Source organism: Bacteroidales bacterium (assembly GCA_029210725.1).
Lineage (GTDB): Bacteria > Bacteroidota > Bacteroidia > Bacteroidales.
The window spans coordinates 1-18,835 of the sequence record JARGFM010000039.1 but is presented as its reverse complement, the minus strand read 5'-3'; the positions used below and the strand labels follow the sequence as shown (position 1 = coordinate 18,835).

The window sequence follows — 18,835 nt, the reverse complement described above, 5'->3', positions numbered from 1 at the left end:
GAATTAGGCGGGATTCTTATGTTCTTTTTCGCGAACCAGATGTCTGGTAATAAAGGGAACCAGTGAGAGCATGGCAAAAATGGGCACGTTAAAATGACTGTCACTGCTTATAAATACAAAAGCGAATATTATAAGGTATAAAATGAAGAACAAGAGATGATATTTCCTGTATTTCCAGTAATAGTAAAAGGAGAGCACCAGGAAATATATATAGAAAAGTCCTCCAATGATTCCTGAATACAAGAAAGAAGATATAATGGGATTGTGGGGATAATCAATCCGATCTTCTGCAGGGTAGAATTTCTTGCCGAATTTTCTCAGATAGTCAAATCCACCACCAAAAAGTTTGTTGCTCCAATTGTAGTCCTTCGTCCAGATTTGCATTGCGTATTTCCAGCGGTCTAATCTATTTGAAAGCAAAACCTCATCATCTGTAGACGTTTCAATAATTGTTCTGATGTATTCCAATGAATCTATTAATTCAGTCATCTCATCACCATACATTGGTCGGTTTAAGGTGTCATCACAAAACAATTCAATATCAGCAAAATCAATGATTGTGTTTGCATGCTGGCTGTTCATGAATGTCGAAATTTCACCATAATGATTGTTGGGCATCTTGTATGATGCTATGCACTCAAACCATCCATTTTTCAAGGGATAGATTTTTTTAGGAAGGTTTGAGATTTTTTTGTTTTCGCGATTTACCCACCAGCCAATTCTAAAAGGAACTCTTTCTCCTTTGTGAACGAAAAATTTAAATCGAAAGGAGTATGTAATACCTTCGTGATAAAAGATCTCTCTTCCCTCGTATGTTAAAGGCCAATAACCTCTACCTTCTTTTCTGGAAACGCGGATTGCCTTTCCAAAGGGTGAATCAACAATCTGATGCTCAATTGTATCACGGGTATTACTACTCCAGAATAGTAAACCATTTTCGAAATTGCTGTTATAGAATAAATTAACTCCATCCAAACCCATTGTTGGATCAGCATATTTCGGGCGATCCTCTGTATCATTACAGGTTAACTGGATATCGGTAAAATCAACGATCGTATTCTCTTGCTGAGAATTCATAAAGGTTACAAGATTTTGCTGATTCTCTTTAAAAGTATATGAAGCTGTATACTCAAACCATTCATTATCAAGAGGTTTTATTTGATGAGGTAGATCATATTTATGACCGTCACCTTCATTAATCCACCACCCTATCTTGAAAGGTATTCCTTTCCCTTTTACAACACGAAATTTGAACTTAAAGGTGTAAGTTATACCCTTATAATAAAGGATGTCTCTACCATTATATTTTAATGGCCAGTGTCCTTCACCATTAAACCTGCTTACTCTAATTGCATGGCCATATTCAGAGTTAATAATTTCATGTGTTATCGAATCTGGAGCTTTTATCGTCCAAAACTTATGTCCATATCTAAAATCACCATTATATAAAAGGTTATCGTATGGTTCCTTTTCGAGATCAAGCCAGTATTCACTTTTTAGATCCTTGTATTCATTAATGATAGAGTCATCGATTAAATTGTTGAAGGTGGCATACTCATCCCATTCAGTGGGGTCATTACGATACTCCTCAGCTTTTGGCCAGAATCTATCATAGAGTTCATTATATGTAATACCCGGTTTGAAAACTGTACAATAGCGATATACTATTTTTGTAATTTTCGCCTTAACAGGTTTTCTGTGAATAATCACTGATCTAAAAGGAATAAGTGAGGTCAAAACCACTATTAGGAGTAAAATGACTGTGTACAGAGCAGAAAGGTTGTTATTAAGAATATTGTTCTTTTCCCTACGTTTTGTAATCAGAAGTATTACCCCCAATACTAATAGTAAAAACAGAACAATAATTCCCCGACGAGAACCTGTCAGTGCTACATTCAAAATAAACAGAAATAGAACAGCTTGATTAACAACTAATATTTTTCGGAAGATTCCTGTGTGTATTCCATATAAATAAATGATCAGGGATAAAATAAAATAGGATGCATAGAAATTATAATCTGTAACCAGAGATGAACCAGATTTATAAAATGATGTGAACCATCCAATATTCATTTCAAAAAAATAACCTAACCATTTTGCGATTCCCAGAATGCCAATGGTTGAAGCTAAGAAAATCCATCCTTTGAAAAGCTTTTTCAATTCTATTTGCTCTCCAAATTCAAAATAGATCAGAAAAAAAAATGAAATACCAAGAAAATTTATCAGACTTTTAATTGATAGTAATTCTGTTGATGAGGATAGAAAGATTCCAGTAACAATGAGTATTCCCAGGATATGAAACTCCTTTGTAGCACTTAAATGCTTCTTTAATAGTCCTTTTCTGGAATTTGAAAAGAAGAAGTAAGAATAGACAATGGCTAGTGCTGCACTAGATATCAGAAACGGGTATTTCACCGGCTCTGCAACTGTTCTGAACAGATACAGGAGAATCGTTAAAATCCAAAGATTGGATATCAGTCTTTTTCTTTCTACTCTCACTTATATTTGATGTGTGGCAGAACGGAGTTGACGAAGAACCTTTCGGTTAATCTGCTTTCTTTCCTTATCGACCACCCAACCATACATATTGAAATAGGTAACGGTAGATTTCAGAAATATTTTGAAGAGCCTGAAGTCCTTTGCTGCTCCTCGCCCGTGTCCGTGTAATATGGTAACAGAAGGAAAATACAATGTCTTGTAGTTTCTATGGATCCTTCGGGATAGTTCAGTGTCTTCGAAGTACATAAAATACTTTTCATTAAATAGACCTACTTCCCTTAGAACTGAGAGATTATAGAGACTAAAACAACCTGATAAAGACGGAACATTCAATTCAATATCCTCTTTGTTCTTTAAAACATGATTATTGTAAACCCCTTTCATTAACCAGCGGAGGGGACGGAATACTCTAATCAACAAAAGCCATGGCGACGGGAGTAATTTAGGCAGGTACTGTACGCTTTGATCAAGGTTTAGCACTTTGGGCATAATTGCACCTATCCCGGGATCGGATTTGATTTTATCAATAAGAGATACTATGATTTCTGGCTGGAAATTCACATCCGGATTAAGCACGAAATGATACGCAATATTCATACCTATTGCCTTTCTTATTGCAATGTTGTGCGCTTTTCCAAATCCTAGATTTGAGTCATTATGGATGTAATTAATTCTTTCGTCAGTGCAAATAACTTCAAGTTCTCTATTGCTTGAGTTATCTACAATAAAAAGAACACAATTCAACCCAGATGCTAGGAATGCATCTGCTACAGATTTAATCTCATTCTTTGGATTATGATAGGCTACTAGAGAAGCAGATATCAAATCGTTTCCCATTAATTCTCTCTTTTATCCTGAATGGATACCAAATATATATAGTTAGCTAAGATACACAACTATGTGATTTCAAAAAACTAATATTCTCCTTCAACCTCACAGTGTTCGCTCCCATTTATTTTGTTCCCGGTTGAATCGTTTAATCACGTGTGCAGGATTACCTGCAGCAATACAGAATTCCGGAATATTTTTTGAAACAACAGAATTAGCCCCGATTATACTTCCTTTTCCAATCGTAACACCTGGCAGGACGGTAACCATTTCTCCAATCCAAACATTGTCTTCAATGAATATAGGCTTACTGAATAGAGGCCTTTCTTTGGGTATCGAGTCAGGATGACTGTCATGTTCATTACCCTGGTAGCTCCCGTGAGACATATCAGAAATATATACCTTGCTTGCAATCAGAACATTATTCCCAATTTCAACTCTTGAAATCCCTGTGATATGCACATAATCGTTCATCTGAAAGTTCTCTCCGATCTTTACCGTAATACTTCCTTTATTCTGTGGATATGCCTCAATCCGGCAGGACCTTCCTGTTGTAAAACCCTTTCCATATTCTATATATTGCAGACCTCGGAAATCAATTGGGAAACGGACAATTTTCGCTCTGGGGTAAAACAAACGCGTTCGTATGGTATTATAAACCAACCTCGCAAAACCCGATACTGTATAGAGTTGAATGTATGATCTCATGCTGGTTTTGTATTATTATTCGATATCAGCTTCCTACAAATCTCAAGATACTTTCTTGTGCGCACTTCCGGGTTGTCAAAAGCCTCTAATCTTTTTAATCCATTAACAATTAGAGATTTATATAACTTATCATCACTGTATAATTGAATAATCTTTTCAGCCATATCCTTCACATCATAGGGGTCAAAATATAATGCAGCATCACCACATATGGATGTTGCAAAGGAATAATCTGAAGTTAAGATTGGGATCTCCATTCGCATTGCCTCTGGATAGGAGGCAGAAAAGCATTCCAGCAAAGTAGGCAGAAACATGGCATCACACTGACTATAGAGTTCCGGCCCCTTTGCTGAAGGCACGTGACCATGATTTTTTACCCAGGATTCATTGCCGGAAAATACTTGTTCATACACCTCATCATCAATTGTTATATGAAACTCACATTGGAATTTCCTCTTTTTCAGTTCAATAATCAAATCATTTATGATGTCAATATTCTTGTTTTTTCTATAAGTGCTTATCAATAACAGTTTTCTTAGCTGCTCCTTTTTTGCAATAGACAAATTAAAATTGTCATACTGACTTCCATAACCATTGGAGACAATGAAGATTTTTTCATTCGGGACATTTGCTTTTTCGGCAAGCCTGTTTTTTACATCCCCGGTCTGGACAACATAATAATCAGCCTCTTTCTTTGTCCACTGTTTTTTATACCAAATCGCTAACTTGTCTTTTAAACCCAGTTCTTTTACATGCCTGTATTCGGAGTAAACAATATGAGGAATTCCAAAGCCTACCAGATGTATGGATCTGGGTCTCCAATATGCCGGACCTACAAAAGAAAACACAAGATCAGGTATAATCTTCTTTTCTAATCTGTTAAATTTCTTCACTATACCACGTCTCGAAAGCAATCTTGCAGGACTTCTTTCAAAATGATAGAAATTGAAATTCTCCGGGAAAAGTGAGATATTTATATGCTTTTTTAACTCGTCTGTATAGTAAATGAAATATTCATTCTCCGGAAATTTCTTAAGTTCTTCAATAAATGAAATCGACCTTTGCCAGGCTCCTCCAACTCTTAGATTTGCAGTATTAATTAGTAATCTCATTATATGTGCTGTGTGATAATTATTATCAAATGATTCTAAATTAGCGTGTAAACCTGGATAAGTCCAAGTAGAATGGCGAAAGACAAACTCAATTGTCTTGACAACTTATCGTTATAATTCACCCCAAATGCCACGAGTATATAAAATAAGGGCATGATAGATGTCTTATGTCTGGGCTGTATTGAGAGTTGACTGATTATGAGAATCATAAAGAACAGAACAAAAATGAACCTTTTTAAAGATGGTTCTTTCTTTTTAAGAGAATACAAAACACCCGAAAAGAAATACCTGAAATACACCAAAGATAAAATTGGCATTATTGTGGTGAACATAATGTTTCGAATGTTAAATACTCCTTCGGTATAGAATTGAAAGGTTAGAAACGGAGCAAACAAAAAGAAAAGAAATCCCAGTGGGACTTGCAAATAAGCTGGCTTTGTATATATGGCATATATTACAGAATCACTATCAGTTCTTTTGATAAAAGTTTCTACAAATTCTTGTCGCGCAAAACCAGAGACTCCTTTAGACTCCATAAATTCTAATAATAGTGGTAATCCAAAACTAAAAAAAGCAGTAACTACAACTACAGCAGCTAAAATTTTTAAAACTTGCTGTAAAAGGGACCCGGAGAAAAAAAATTGCTTCAGATAAAAAAGAGGTGCAATTGCGAGAAGTATTCCTGATCCCAACCTGAGATAAGAAAGCAAAAGAAGTGCTATGATATACTGAAGTATTCTCTTTTCAAGCAAATAGTAGATACCTGCAATAATTAGAAAAGCGGTCCACCCATCTCTCATTAATATCAGTCCGTTGGATAGAATTACCGGACAGATCATAACCAAAATAAAAGCTATTTTACTAGTTTTATGATCACCGGTTAATGAGTAACTAGTTTTGTATGTGAGATATGGGATGAAACCAATTCCAATAAGATTCGGTACTATTATGGTTAAAGGATGATTTATCTTAAATGGATATAATAGTTTTAAAAAATTAACATATTTATAATCCATACCAATATACCCTCTTGCAATAGTTGGGATACTGGAGATATCATCTGCAACTCCAGCGTAGAAGCTACTATCGTCAGTGCCAACTTTATACATACCCGAAAAACCCTTCCAGTCCGGCATGATTATAAGTTGAGCCTGGTATAAGAGAAGTGCCAGGAGAACATATAATTGCAGAACCAAATAGTTTCTTATAAAGAATTCTTTCTCAACTATTAGATACTGAAGGATAGTAAAAGCCAAAATCGTGTAAGCGTACGAAAACAGCGAGTGAAAATTGAGAACTAAAATCAAGAAGATATTTAATATAGTAAAAGCTCCCGCCAAGAACAGCAAGTAGTATTTTCTACTATTTAGCAGGGTTAACCTCATTTAGGATAATATGATCTCTACAATTTTCCTCAAATCCTCTTTCTGCTTCCTGTTAATTATCTGGTATCTTTTTTGACCTTGTACAACTAATCTGTCATACAATTCTTTGTCATTTTGCATGTGAAGCAATCTGGCTTTTAATTCAAGTACTGATAATGGATTGAAGCTCAGAGAAGCATCGCCAACAACTTCAGGAATTGAAGTAATTGATGCAGAAATCACGGGAGTGCCATATTTCATAGCTTCAAGTGGGGGATAACCAAAGCCTTCATTTAGCGAAGGATATACCAGAGCAAAGGCATTTTTATACAGGATTTCCAAATCTCCGGCTTCGACATAATCAAGAATACAAAACATATTCTTCTTTTTAATTAATCGCTTTACCTTATCGTTTGCACCGGTTAATACTATTTTATGCTTGATTTGCCCGTGACTAATAAGTTCATCAAAAGCTTTTATAGCTCGAAAAGTATTCTTTATCCAACGTTTGGAACTCACGATTAAATAATACTTTTCTTTATCGATATCTTCAATTCTATTAAAAAATATCTCCTCTTCAGCTTCAGATATAATTGGAAAAGCTTTTTCAGGACTGTATAACACGCATACATCACCGGGATCTATATTGAACTCTGAAATAATCGTATATTTCGTGTGGTTGGAGACGACTATAAGCTTTTTTGACTTTGCTTTCAGTTCTATCGATGCCTTGAAATTCCGTTTTACCTTCTTTTTATAGGCTGGTGAGAATAGACTTTTTATAATGTACTTTATTCTACTCTCCAGATAATATTCATTAATATCAGTTGGCATTTCAATTGGCCTTAACCCATGAATGGTATAGACCACCTCTATATTTTCCAATGAGTATTGTCCTATTTCTATCCCCCCCAATGGATCAAATAACCTCTCAATCCTGAGGTTTTTAATTGCATCTTCCAATTGATTGTATTCTCTCTGGGTAAGAAGTTTGCAATAGTCATCCTCATTAATCTTTTTTCGTAAACCGGGTTCAAGCAACTCTTCAGTATTGCAGTAAAAGAACAAATCATGCTTCCATGAAGAATTGGATTCAATTATCTCAGTACATACTCTATTTGAGTATTCATTACCACCATGAAAAGGGTCTTTCTTATTCTTCAGTGATGAATTAAGATTCACCAGGATATTCATAGAAATACCAATTAGTTGTGAAACACTTAGACTATATTCAAATATTCAAAAACCTTAACTGAGAAATTCTGATTCAATTCTCTGCACTCTTCCAGTAAGCCCTCAACCACAAAGGATTTTTTCAAATAGGATTTATAGTCTTTAATATCATTGCATAATGGCGGCTGATATTTGAAGCTGCTCATTTTGGAGGAATTTGGTACAACGATTACTTTCCTTCTCATTAGCATAGCCCAATACATGGCATGATAACTATTCGTAATCAGTGTTTCTAATCCCCCTATGAAGCTAATAATCTCATCAAAAGGGGCATTGTTTGAAAGTATAGGGACCTCCATACTGTCTGCTTTCTCAAGATCGAATGTTTCGTGCCTGATAATTCCTACTTCAAGCTTTTGCTCAAAACCTTTATCAAATACATCATTCATACAACTGACACAGGGTACCCATTCGACACCAACTATACCATAATCCCTTAATCCAATTAACTTAAAATCATTTATTTGCTTAAAGAAGCGCTTGCTCACTTTTAATGATGGGTGATTGTGTCCCACACCCCATGGCACAATTTTCCTGCCTTTCGATAATAACAATTTCATCATATCTATGCTATGAAAAAAGGAGTCTCTATCAAGCAAACCTCCTCCACCCAAAACAATATCTCTATTTAACACAGATTTGGTCCATCTTCTTGTCTTTCTTAAGTCTCGACCTAGATAACCAAGGATGTCTAGTTTCGCGAACTTGTTGAGTTCCGGGAAATATAGATATGGGGCGCATTTCAAGTCACCACTATTAGTAGTGTTCAATCGATGTATATTTATTATTCCGTCACTTTTAAGAAATGATTTCTCAAGTGTGTGTTTAACATACCATTTCTCAATTTCATATATCATATTACCCAGTTAAGTATTCTATTCCTGTTGCAAACAATAACATTACCAGTCAACCCTGTAATTGCTGATAATACCAGACAATAAGCGGTAGTATAGATACTTATTATACCCAGTATAAAACAGATTCCGATCAAGACTAAATAGACTGCCATTGAGATGTATAAATTACGTGTATATTGATGCTTCAAATCATTCACCAGCAATACGCCAGTCCCTATTAAATAACTGACTGGTTGAATGATAATTAATAAACCAAGTATCCAAAACAATTTTATAATCTCCATGTATTCAGAAAAATACACTGGTATAACAATGGCCAATAGTACACCTGAAAACAGATAGAAACCAAGACCAACAAATAGTATGAACCGTACTCCTCTCCGGGTTAGATTCCTATTCCTGGTTTGTGATACATTAGGAAACAATACCTGGCCAATAATCTGTAAGAATGCTAAGAATACGGCCTTGATCTTATCAGCAATATCATATAATGCGACACTTTCCATCCCTACAAATGAACCTAAAACAGCTTTATTAGTAAGTATTTTAATCTTACCTGCTATGTTTGCAAAAAAAAGCGGAAGGCTATCAAAAAAATAATGCTTCACTACTGTTCTTTTAGGAAATACAAACTTTACTCTATCCCTCTTAAAAACGATAAACAATGCAACTATACCAGCAATCAGAGCACCAAGACCGTTAATAATCGGAACCTTCAGGTAATCATTCTCATGTTTTATAAGAATGAAAACAAGTGATAAGAATATAACTCTACTCACTAGATTAATGAGTGTTATGTATTTCATTTTTTCAAGCCCCTGAAAATACCAAATTGGAAAAATCCATTCATACAAACCCAGGTGCATCATAAGGAGGAACAGGGTTCTATTTTCATTTATTTTTGGAAAAAGAGAGATGCCCATGGTCAGAATCAATACCGAGCATATAAATAGCAATCCTTTTAATAATAATGTACTGGAGACAATCTCGGAGATTTTATCCTTATCATTTCTATGAATTGAAATGTTTCTTGTAGAGGATAAATTGAATCCAAAATCTATAAGTATCTGAAAATATGAGACAATTGCCTGTGCAAAAATTACTAAACCATATGTCTCCCTACCCAATACTTTAAGTAAATATGGCAAGGTGATAAGAGGAACCATCATGTTAAATATCTGTAAAGCAGATAAATAAGAAAAGTTCTGAACCAAGGTCATGTTCTGCTTAATTAAGCTGTGCAACTTGGAAATCTGTATTTGTATTCTGCTTTTCAATTAATAGAAATAAGATTATCCAACTGAATTCTCAATCGGCATTTTGTCTTAAGAGAGAAAGGGCTTTGGGCAAGTTTACGACAAAGGCTTTCCAATTAAATGGGTTTATAATTTAGGCCAGATCTTCTTTCTGAATGTAATTATGACTGAAAGTAATAATGCAAATCCCAGGAAGTACCATATCAACATCTTCAAATAATTGACGGATCCGTTCTCAGGATTCTTTGGGATTGAAAAGCCTTCTATGACTGTCGCTACTTCACTGTAGATGTTTAAGTCCCGCTCGCATTCCTGTTTTAATTCCAGAAGCCTGAACATATCATCATGAAAGGTCCTGACTGTTTTCTCAGAAGTAAAAACCACCTGACCCTCCTGTTGTCTCAGATGGTCCGGGTTCGTATAATACTCCCTTTTTTGCAGGCTGTCGAGTTTTTCTATTTCATAACTTGTCTGCTTAAGTTGTGCCTCCAGTTCTGCCAGCCTTTGTTTATTGAGAGTAATTAAATATGGTTTTGTTTCCAGATAATTCACCAGGCTGTTCTCCAGGGTTTCCAGTACACCCGGATCCAGAACGCTGGTGCGAATCACAAATTCATTCTCTAACTTAACTACGCTGGTATCGGAGAGATAGCTTCCGTTTATATCTATTCCATCGTAGATCCCATCATTGCCGATATCATATAGCCAAAATGTTTCCAGCCCTTTAATTTTGCTTGCATCCTCCTCGCTCAGCCCGAGTTCACCGGAAAGTGCGGCAATATTTCTTTCACTGGCATACGACCCAAGCTTATTCAGACTGGACATGATGGGCTGATTGGTGGTGGCGTTGGACCGCATGATCAGATCAGAAGAATATACAGGCTCTACAGCCTTATTAAGGATGTACGCCGAAAGGATGGTAAGCAGGATGGCAACGGTGAAATAATACCACTTCCGGAGAAGAAAGACCAGGACCGATCCAATCAATGAAACCAGCCAGAGGATCGAATTTTTAATAAACTCACCCAATTTTGTGAACAGGGTCAGAAGATCAATCTCATCCTGGTTTTGAGTATTAGGTTTTGAATTCGCGGGCATTTTAAATTGATTTAAAAATTCAGTTCAAAAGTACTTAATCTTTGGTATTTCGCCTCAGATAAACGGGGATGTATGATAATGCAGATGCCAGTGCAAGGGTGATCACTATTAACAGCAGGGTATTAATATTTCTGAATATGAGACCTATGGCGATAAAAAGCAAATTGACTGATAAAATTATTGAGGTCGCTTTCAGGTGAGTTCTGCTTAGCTCCAGCAGGCGGTGGTGTATATGAGTCCGGTCGGCTTCGAAGGGTGATTTTCTTCTGAAAATTCGTAAAATAAAAACCCGGGCCGTATCGAAGATGGGCACAATCAGAACACATAATAACACCGCCGGAGCCGATTGACTTTGACTCAGGAAAAGGCTGTCGCTTTCAAAGTTCAGAAACCTGACTGCGAATATGGCAAGAATCAGGCCAGTGAGCATAGCCCCGGTATCTCCAAGGAAGATTTTATTTTTCTTGCTGAACACATTATAATAGAAGAAAGCAATCAGGGAAGATGCCAGGATAAAACTCATGACCGCATAAGCCAGGTGGTTCCCCAGGAGGAACACGATTCCGAAGAAAATGGAGTTTATAATGCCGATGCCTGATGCAAGCCCGTCGATCCCGTCAATCAGATTGAAACTGTTTATAAGTGCCATAAACAGAATATAGGTGATGGCCAGGCTGAAGAAATAGGAGAGTTCCTCTATTCCGAGAAGACCATGCAGTGAGGCCAGATGAAAATCGCCGGGAACCAGGATAAACAGTACGGCAACGGATTGTCCAATAAATTTCTTGTAGGCCACCATGGGGTGAAGATCATCCTTGAGCCCGACAAAGAAGACAATTAGCATGGCGGCAATGATGTACTTTAATTCATGGGCGGTGGTAATTCCGGTAAATATTACCGATGAAACAATCACACCTGCAAAAATGGCAACGCCGCCCAGGTTCGGGGTCGGATTGATATGAGAGGTGCGCCCGTTGGGAAGGGCCATTAATTTCCTGGAGACAGATACCCTGACAATGGACGGGATCGCAACAAAAGTGACCAGGAAGGAGAACAGAATTGCAATTCCGATCAGGACATATGGTGGCAGAAAAACCTCATAGAAATCTGTATTAAATATCATTTTGGTGTTCTCTTTCTTTGGCAGATTAAAAGTAGGAAATAAACTTTAAAGTATCTTTTATATTAACCCTTAATGCGCTTATTTTCAACTATTCGATATTTGAACGTAATGAATTTGAGTTTATTATCCCAAAGGTCACTGTTAATAATTTGCCGGCCACCGTTTTTTCCGGGGAGCCTCAGATAGGGGATTCCGATTCTGCGAGCCACAGTTCTGAAGGGATGGTTTCGATGGGTTTGATCTGGATCGCGCGATAGAAAACCTCGGCGCCTTCTGACTGCAACTGGATTTTCCCCCGGGTCAGGGGCAGCTCTTCTCCTTTAGAAACATGGCGGCTGTTGGAGATACGCATGTTCACCTGGCCGTTTACCACATGAACGGACTTGTCCCCGGCGGTATAAATCTCTATGGTGTTCCACTGGCCCGAAGGGTTTTCGTAATCCCCGCTTTTATGGCAGTAAGATTTTTCCACTGAAAAGGTAAGCGTTTCTGCGCCCGGGGCATGCAGATAGAGATTATGCTCCTCATCCCGGATGGCCTGGATATCGGCCAGAACCGTATCCACACTGATGTAATCGCCGCAATCGCCCTCCTGTACCTGGCATTCCAGGGATCGCATCCAGACCCCTCCCCAGGCACCTTCCTCGCCAATGGAGTGATAGAGGATTCCACTGTCCCGTTTCTCCTTCTTGCGGGGCGGGTATTTCTCCGTTCCCCATTTGAATTGCAGGCTCAGGTGATAGTTTTCAAACTCTTTTTCTGTCACCAGGATTCCAAAGGTTTCTCCCGAAATCCGGATGGCAGGAGCCTCCTCTTCGGTAACCACGGTGAAAACCTTTAATGGATCCTCATTCAGTCCAATGGGGTCCGGGTAGTTGCCCGCCTCATCCCGAGCCATACCGGGCACTTCGGAGGTGGGTTCGGGTTGCCTTTGATAGGTGTACCAGCCATCCAGATTCTCCCCGTTAAACAGAATGGTCCAGTCGCCTGCAGCAGTTCCGGTGCCGGCTTCCTCCTTTGGAGCACGGTTCGTACAGGAAAGCAGCAGAACTGAGCACATAACTAGTGCAAGAGCAGCTTTGAAGGTCATTTTTTTCATAATTCGGTTTATGTATGGATTCAGGCTCCAAAGCTAAGTAATTATTTATGGATCATTTTGGGAGCCGGAATCTAAAATGGAGATTATGGGTGATAGCTGGCGATGGTATGGATTAAATTTTCTATTTTGGCAGCTCTTATGAAAACCAAAGGAACCGCATACACGCTATTGGGTCTCTCCCTTTGTATTACCCTTCTGACTGCTTGTAAGGGGAAAGCAACAGTGGAGGAGTGGATCCCCGAAAAAAACAGGAATATTGCCTCGGCTACCGCCTATATCAATGAAAGATGCCCGGAGATGGTCGATCCTGATACACGGCTGGATAGCGTCTTCCTCTCCCGGGAGGGCCATTTGAGTTTTTACTACACGCTGCCGGACCGTGATTACACAAGTATCAGCAGTGCCGCTTTTCATGCCTATATGCTGCCGGAGATCATTGTTAATATCCGGACAAACCGGGATCTGAAAATGCATCGCGACAGCAGCCTTACCATGGTTTTCAGATACAAGGACCGCAACGGGGTTCAGATTACGGAACTTACCCTGGGGCCGGAAAGTTACAGATAGCGATCGGAATACGGAAGATATTTCACAGGAAACAGGCCGCTTAAGTGATCATGAATCGCTAAATTGAGTCGTTTATTCTATCTATCTTTCATGGTCTTCAGAACTATTCTGGTTTTTTCACTCTTTGCCTGCCTCTCTCGCCTGAAGGCACAGGAGGTGAGCTTCCGACACCTGGCTGTGGAAGATGGCTTATCGCAAAATACCATAAACTGCATTTACCAGGACCACTATGGATTTATGTGGTTTGGCACCCAGGACGGGCTCAACTGCTATGACGGGCTTGAATTCACCACCTACAGAAGCGTTCCTGAAGATTCCGGTACCCTCTCGCACAACTGGATCTGGGATATCACAGAGGATGAATCACAGAATCTCTGGATCGCCACCTGGAACGGTCTGACCAAATATGATCGTTCCCAGCGTTCCTTTCAGCGATTTCTGCCCGATTCCTCTGACAATAATTCCATTAGCGGAACCCGGCCGGCTTCCCTGGCCAGGGATCGCAGAGGACAGATCTGGATTGGAATATGGGGGGGCGGACTCAATGTGCTGGACCCGGCCACGGGCGTTTTTACCAGGTACAGGAACACAGAGGATCCCGTTCTTAACTATCCGGGCGACTTTGTGAGGAAACTGTATATAGACCGGGAGGGAACGGTCTGGATCGGAACCTGGAACGGACTCTGGAGGTGCAGGGTGGATGAGGACAGCAGCATGAATTTTGAAAGTTTTATATATGATCCGGAGGATTCCACTTCTGTCAGTAGCATGCGTATAACCTCATTTTGTGAGGACCGGGAGGGAAATATGTGGATCGGGACCCTGGGCGGAGGATTGAATCTCTTTAACCGTACGGAGAATTGTTTCAGGCGTTTTCAGTATGATCCGGACAATAGGGCCTCTCTGAGCAGTAACGAAATTACTTCCATAGAGAAACTAAAGGATGGCTCCCTCTGGATCGGCACCGTAAGCAAGGGATTGAACCGCCTCAATTTGCAGGACCGGACCTTTACGCGTTTCAGCAATGATCCGTCCGATCCCGGCTCCCTGGCCTCAGACAATGTCTATTCGGTATTTACGGACCGGGGAGGTGTGCTGTGGGTTGGTGCCGGTGGCCTGAATCTCTTCAATCCGGATCTGCTCAGGTTTGAGCCGACAGGAACCATGGCTCTTCTGAAGGAGCAGGTGGAGGGACTGAATGTAAATACCATTCTTGAAGATAGTCAGGGTTTTTTCTGGGCAGGTACCTTCGGGAATGGCTTGGTCCGGCTTCATATGGAGACAGGAGAGCTAAGCTGGTACAGACATCTTAGAGATAATCATAACAGTATCAGCAGTAACATAGTTACTGATATTAAGGAGGACCCGGAGGGCTATATATGGATCTCCACGAACGGGGCTGGCTTAAACCGGCTGGATCCACTGACAGGAAACTGGCGGCATTTCAGGGAGAGAAAGGAAGTGCCGGAGACCACAGGTCTGGATTATATCAGTGGGATCGTGGTGGATAAGACGGGGAACCTGTGGATCGCCAGCTCTGATGAAGGTCTTATTTGTTATGATCCGGAATCGGATCGCTACAGGCGGTTTAGAAATGAGTCAGGGAATCCCTCCTCACTTTCAGGGAATTACCTTTTGAGAATTTTTCTGGATAGCCAGGGTGATATCTGGTTGGGTACCTGGGGAGCCGGGTTGAACCATTTTGATCCTGAAAAAGGAACATTCATCCGATATATGAGCGATGTTTCTGATCCGCATACTATTCCCGGGAATATTGTACACTCCATATTTGAACAGAAGCTGGATACAGCCAGAATTCTCTGGGTGGGTACTGCCAACGGTCTGGCCTCTTTTAACCCCGGGTATCCCGAAGCCGGATTTACCTCCTCCGGGGTCAATACAGTACTGCCCAGCCGTTCCGTTTATGGGATGCTGACTGACAGTAAGGGGAAGCAGTGGATCAGTTCCAATGCAGGGATCTCCAGATACGATCCGCGGGATGGTTCATTTATGCATTATACCCATAGAAACGGTCTTCCGGGAAGTGAGTATAATGCAGGGGCTTTCCTGAAGCTCCGGAGCGGGATGCTGGCCTTTGGGGGGATTGGGGGATTGCTGGTATTTCACCCGGATAGTGTATATGAAAGCAGCTTTGAACCTACTGTGGCCCTGACCTCTTTTTCTGTTTTCAATGAGCGGCTCTTTGAGGCCATTGATTTGAATGCCATCAAGCAGATTGCCCTATCCTACAAGCAGAATTTTTTCTCCTTTGAATTTGCCTCCATGGACTTTGCCGATCCGGAGAAGAACAGTTTTATGTATAAGATGGATGGAATTGATCAGGAATGGATCCTCTCGGGGGAGCGTAATTTTGCCAGTTATACCAAGATTGACCCGGGCGACTACCTGTTCAGGGTGAGGGGGACCAACAGTGACGGGCTCTGGAGTAAACAACTTGCTCAAATTCAGGTGATCATAACCCCACCCATCTGGCAGAGGTGGTGGTTCAGGGTTTTGCTTTTACTGGCTGTATTCATGGTCTTTGTGGCCATCCACCTCTACCGCATCAGGCGGGTCAGGGAGATCGAACGCTTAAGGACTCAGATTGCCAGTGATTTGCATGACGACATTGGCTCGGCTTTGACAAGGATCAGTGTCCATTCGCAACAGATCCTGGCCCGGAAGGATCCGGAGAGGATCCGGAAGTCCACCGAAAAAATCAATCAGTTGAGCCGTGATACCATCTCTACCATGAGCGATATTGTCTGGTCCATTGATGCCCGCAACGATACCCTGGCTGATTTTCTGGGTCGTATGCAGGATCTGACCCACAGCATGCTTTCTGAAAGAGATATCAGTGTTTCGTTCATGCAGAAAGGGATGGACAGCAGGAGGGCATTGAGGGTGGAGATCAGGCAGAATCTTTACTATATTTTCAAGGAAGCCATTCACAACATTGCCAGGCATTCCGGGGCCGACAGGGTGGACATCCGGATTGAAAACAGCGATTCCCTCTTCCACATGGTTGTTTCAGACAATGGTGCCGGTTTCGATCCCGGAACTGCCAGGGCAGGGAACGGACTCAGGAATATGAAAATGAGGGCCGGCAGAATAGGGGCTTCACTTGAAATTTCAGGCTCAGGGGGTTGTCTGATTGAGCTCAGAATGAAAGGGTTTTAAAAAAAAAATATAACATACATATGGGATTGGCAGTCAAAGAGAACTTTTTTAAACTGCACTCATGATCAGTGTGGCTATTGTTGAGGATGATGAGGTGATCCGGGAAGGGGTCAGGGAGTATCTGGACAGCCAGGAGAATATGATCTGCACCCTGGCGAAATCATCTGTTGAAAGTTTTCTGGCTGTGCTCCATAAAGAGAACCTGCCCGATGTAATCCTGATGGACATCGGGCTGCCTGGCATGTCGGGAATCAGCGGAATGAAGCTGATCAACGAAAAGTACCCGGCAGTAAATATTATTATGTTCACCGTCTATATCGATTCCCACAGGATCTTTGAATCGCTTTGTGCCGGAGCGTCCGGTTATCTGTTAAAGAATACGGCCTTTCCCGATATGAAGCAGGCCATAGAGATTATCCATGCGGGAGGATCCATGATGTCTCCTCCCATTGCCCGCAAAGTCATGGAACATTTTCACTCGGGCCGTAAGAAACAGGTTTCCTCCCCGCTTACCGGCAAGGAAAAGGAGATTGTGCAGGGACTGGTGGATGGCTTAAGTTATAAGATGATTGCCGGAAGCGCCTCCATTTCCATAGAGACGGTGAGAAGCCATATTAAAAATATCTATAAGAAACTGCACGTGCATTGCAAAGCGGATGTGATCCGCAAATCACTCAGCGGTGAGATCTAAATCCTCTGCCAAATCCCACAAACATGGGATTCTTCAAACCATTCTGTTCCTATACCTTGATGGAAATTTGAAAGCCTTATTTTGAAGAAATCCATTTTCTTATTTACTGCCATGGGAGCTGAGTAATCACTAAAAAATCAACAACAATGATTTATGCAATTGGAGTACTTGTAATCCTGTTTCTGTTAATAATTGGCCTCTACAACTCGCTTGTGCGCAGGAAAAACGATGTTGAAAATGCATTTGCCTCGGTAGATGTGATGCTGAAAAAGAGGTACGACTTAATACCGAACCTTGTGGAGACTGTAAAAAACTATATGAAACACGAAAAAAGCCTGCTTACCGAACTTACAGCCCTCCGCGCTCAGGCCGTATCGGGCGAAATCAGCGACGATGAACGGATTGCCTTAGAAAATAAAATTACCGGAGGAATTTCCGGAATCATGGTTGCTGTTGAAAACTATCCTGATTTGAAAGCCAGCCAGAATTTCCTGCAACTTCAGGCGGCATGGAACGAGGCAGAAGAACAAATTTCCGCTTCGCGAAGGGCTTTCAATGCCGCCGTTACCAGCCTTAATAACAAAGTGGAAACCTTCCCATCGAATGTAATGGCTGGTATTATGGGCTATAAGAGACGGACACTTTTCGAAATCCCCGAGGTGGAACGAAAAAATATGAATGCCAAAAATTTATTTGAATCATGAGTACCTATGCAAGCTTCAAAGAATTTTACGACGCAAGACTGCTTACTGACTTGAAAATTCTCGATAAAGAAAGGAAGCAGGTTGACCGTCGCGTGCTAATGATCGGGCTTGTTGCGGTCATACTGATCATCTTCATCGGGAGGTTCAGGGGAAGCGCAACATCCTATTTTCAGATATTGCTAGCGTGAGTTTATCACGAATTTCAATTTAAACAATTTCTTCAAGAGTTGAACGGGCTGAATATCAGTCAGATGTATTGGTATTTTTTGGTAAGTTATATGTATACACGAACTAATGTTGATATCTTGTGTTGTAATAGATTAAGATATAGCGTATAATTGCATGTATATATCACAAGTATATACCAATTATGGCTACTATTCAAAGCAAGACAACAAAAGGATACAAATACTGGTATATTGTTGAGTCCAGAAGAGTCAATGGCAAACCAAGGCCGATTGTTCTAGCATATCTTGGCAAGGCAGAGGATCTGCTGAAACGCTTACAGGGGAATCT

At 40.4% G+C, this 18,835-nt stretch carries 15 protein-coding genes; 4 read left to right on the top strand and 11 right to left on the bottom strand.

Annotated features, from left to right (window positions below):
• Positions 1–3 precede the first annotated feature (3 nt).
• From P1P86_15220 to P1P86_15170, 11 genes are all read right to left on the bottom strand, one after another.
• Positions 4–2,499 (bottom strand): O-antigen ligase family protein, encoded by a 2,496-nt coding sequence (locus tag P1P86_15220; protein MDF1576536.1) that lies wholly within the window; start codon positions 2,497–2,499, stop codon positions 4–6.
• Positions 2,500–3,336, bottom strand: coding sequence for a glycosyltransferase family 2 protein (locus P1P86_15215; protein MDF1576535.1), 837 nt, complete (start codon positions 3,334–3,336; stop codon positions 2,500–2,502).
• Positions 3,337–3,432: 96 nt separating this feature from the next.
• The gene (locus P1P86_15210; GenBank protein ID MDF1576534.1) at positions 3,433–4,035 is read right to left on the bottom strand and encodes a DapH/DapD/GlmU-related protein; all 603 of its coding nucleotides are present in this window, start codon (positions 4,033–4,035) and stop codon (positions 3,433–3,435) included.
• Entirely contained in the window at positions 4,032–5,147 is a 1,116-nt protein-coding gene (locus P1P86_15205; protein MDF1576533.1) for a glycosyltransferase, read from the bottom strand. Before P1P86_15205 ends, P1P86_15210 begins: the two co-directional genes overlap by 4 nt.
• A gap of 35 nt (positions 5,148–5,182) precedes the next feature.
• Complete coding sequence (locus P1P86_15200) at positions 5,183–6,283, bottom strand: EpsG family protein (protein MDF1576532.1); 1,101 nt, start codon at positions 6,281–6,283, stop codon at positions 5,183–5,185.
• 249 nt (positions 6,284–6,532) lie between these two features.
• Positions 6,533–7,705, bottom strand: coding sequence for a glycosyltransferase (locus tag P1P86_15195; GenBank protein ID MDF1576531.1), 1,173 nt, complete (start codon positions 7,703–7,705; stop codon positions 6,533–6,535).
• A gap of 26 nt (positions 7,706–7,731) precedes the next feature.
• A complete protein-coding gene (locus tag P1P86_15190) occupies positions 7,732–8,601 on the bottom strand; it encodes a polysaccharide pyruvyl transferase family protein (protein MDF1576530.1) in 870 nt (289 codons plus the stop codon).
• Complete coding sequence (locus P1P86_15185; GenBank protein MDF1576529.1) at positions 8,598–9,821, bottom strand: oligosaccharide flippase family protein; 1,224 nt, start codon at positions 9,819–9,821, stop codon at positions 8,598–8,600. Before P1P86_15185 ends, P1P86_15190 begins: the two co-directional genes overlap by 4 nt.
• A gap of 162 nt (positions 9,822–9,983) precedes the next feature.
• Positions 9,984–10,955 (bottom strand): hypothetical protein, encoded by a 972-nt coding sequence (locus tag P1P86_15180; protein ID MDF1576528.1) that lies wholly within the window; start codon positions 10,953–10,955, stop codon positions 9,984–9,986.
• A gap of 34 nt (positions 10,956–10,989) precedes the next feature.
• Positions 10,990–12,078 carry an MraY family glycosyltransferase gene (locus P1P86_15175; GenBank protein MDF1576527.1) on the bottom strand — a complete coding sequence of 363 codons (1,089 nt, stop codon included), beginning with the start codon at positions 12,076–12,078 and terminating at the stop codon, positions 10,990–10,992.
• Positions 12,079–12,256: 178 nt separating this feature from the next.
• Positions 12,257–13,177, bottom strand: a complete 921-nt coding sequence (locus tag P1P86_15170) for a DUF1080 domain-containing protein (GenBank protein ID MDF1576526.1) — start codon at positions 13,175–13,177, stop codon at positions 12,257–12,259.
• A 138-nt stretch (positions 13,178–13,315) separates the two neighbouring features.
• On the opposite strand from P1P86_15170, the gene P1P86_15165 reads away from it, so the two are divergent.
• The 4 genes from P1P86_15165 to P1P86_15150 all read left to right on the top strand — a co-directional run bounded on the left by P1P86_15165 (position 13,316) and on the right by P1P86_15150 (position 18,319).
• Positions 13,316–13,744 (top strand): hypothetical protein, encoded by a 429-nt coding sequence (locus P1P86_15165; protein ID MDF1576525.1) that lies wholly within the window; start codon positions 13,316–13,318, stop codon positions 13,742–13,744.
• A 90-nt stretch (positions 13,745–13,834) separates the two neighbouring features.
• Positions 13,835–16,924 (top strand): two-component regulator propeller domain-containing protein, encoded by a 3,090-nt coding sequence (locus P1P86_15160; protein MDF1576524.1) that lies wholly within the window; start codon positions 13,835–13,837, stop codon positions 16,922–16,924.
• 61 nt (positions 16,925–16,985) lie between these two features.
• Positions 16,986–17,615 (top strand): response regulator transcription factor, encoded by a 630-nt coding sequence (locus P1P86_15155; GenBank protein MDF1576523.1) that lies wholly within the window; start codon positions 16,986–16,988, stop codon positions 17,613–17,615.
• 146 nt (positions 17,616–17,761) lie between these two features.
• Positions 17,762–18,319: a LemA family protein gene (locus P1P86_15150; protein MDF1576522.1), complete on the top strand. Its 558-nt coding sequence runs from the start codon at positions 17,762–17,764 to the stop codon at positions 18,317–18,319.
• Positions 18,320–18,835 lie beyond the last annotated feature (516 nt).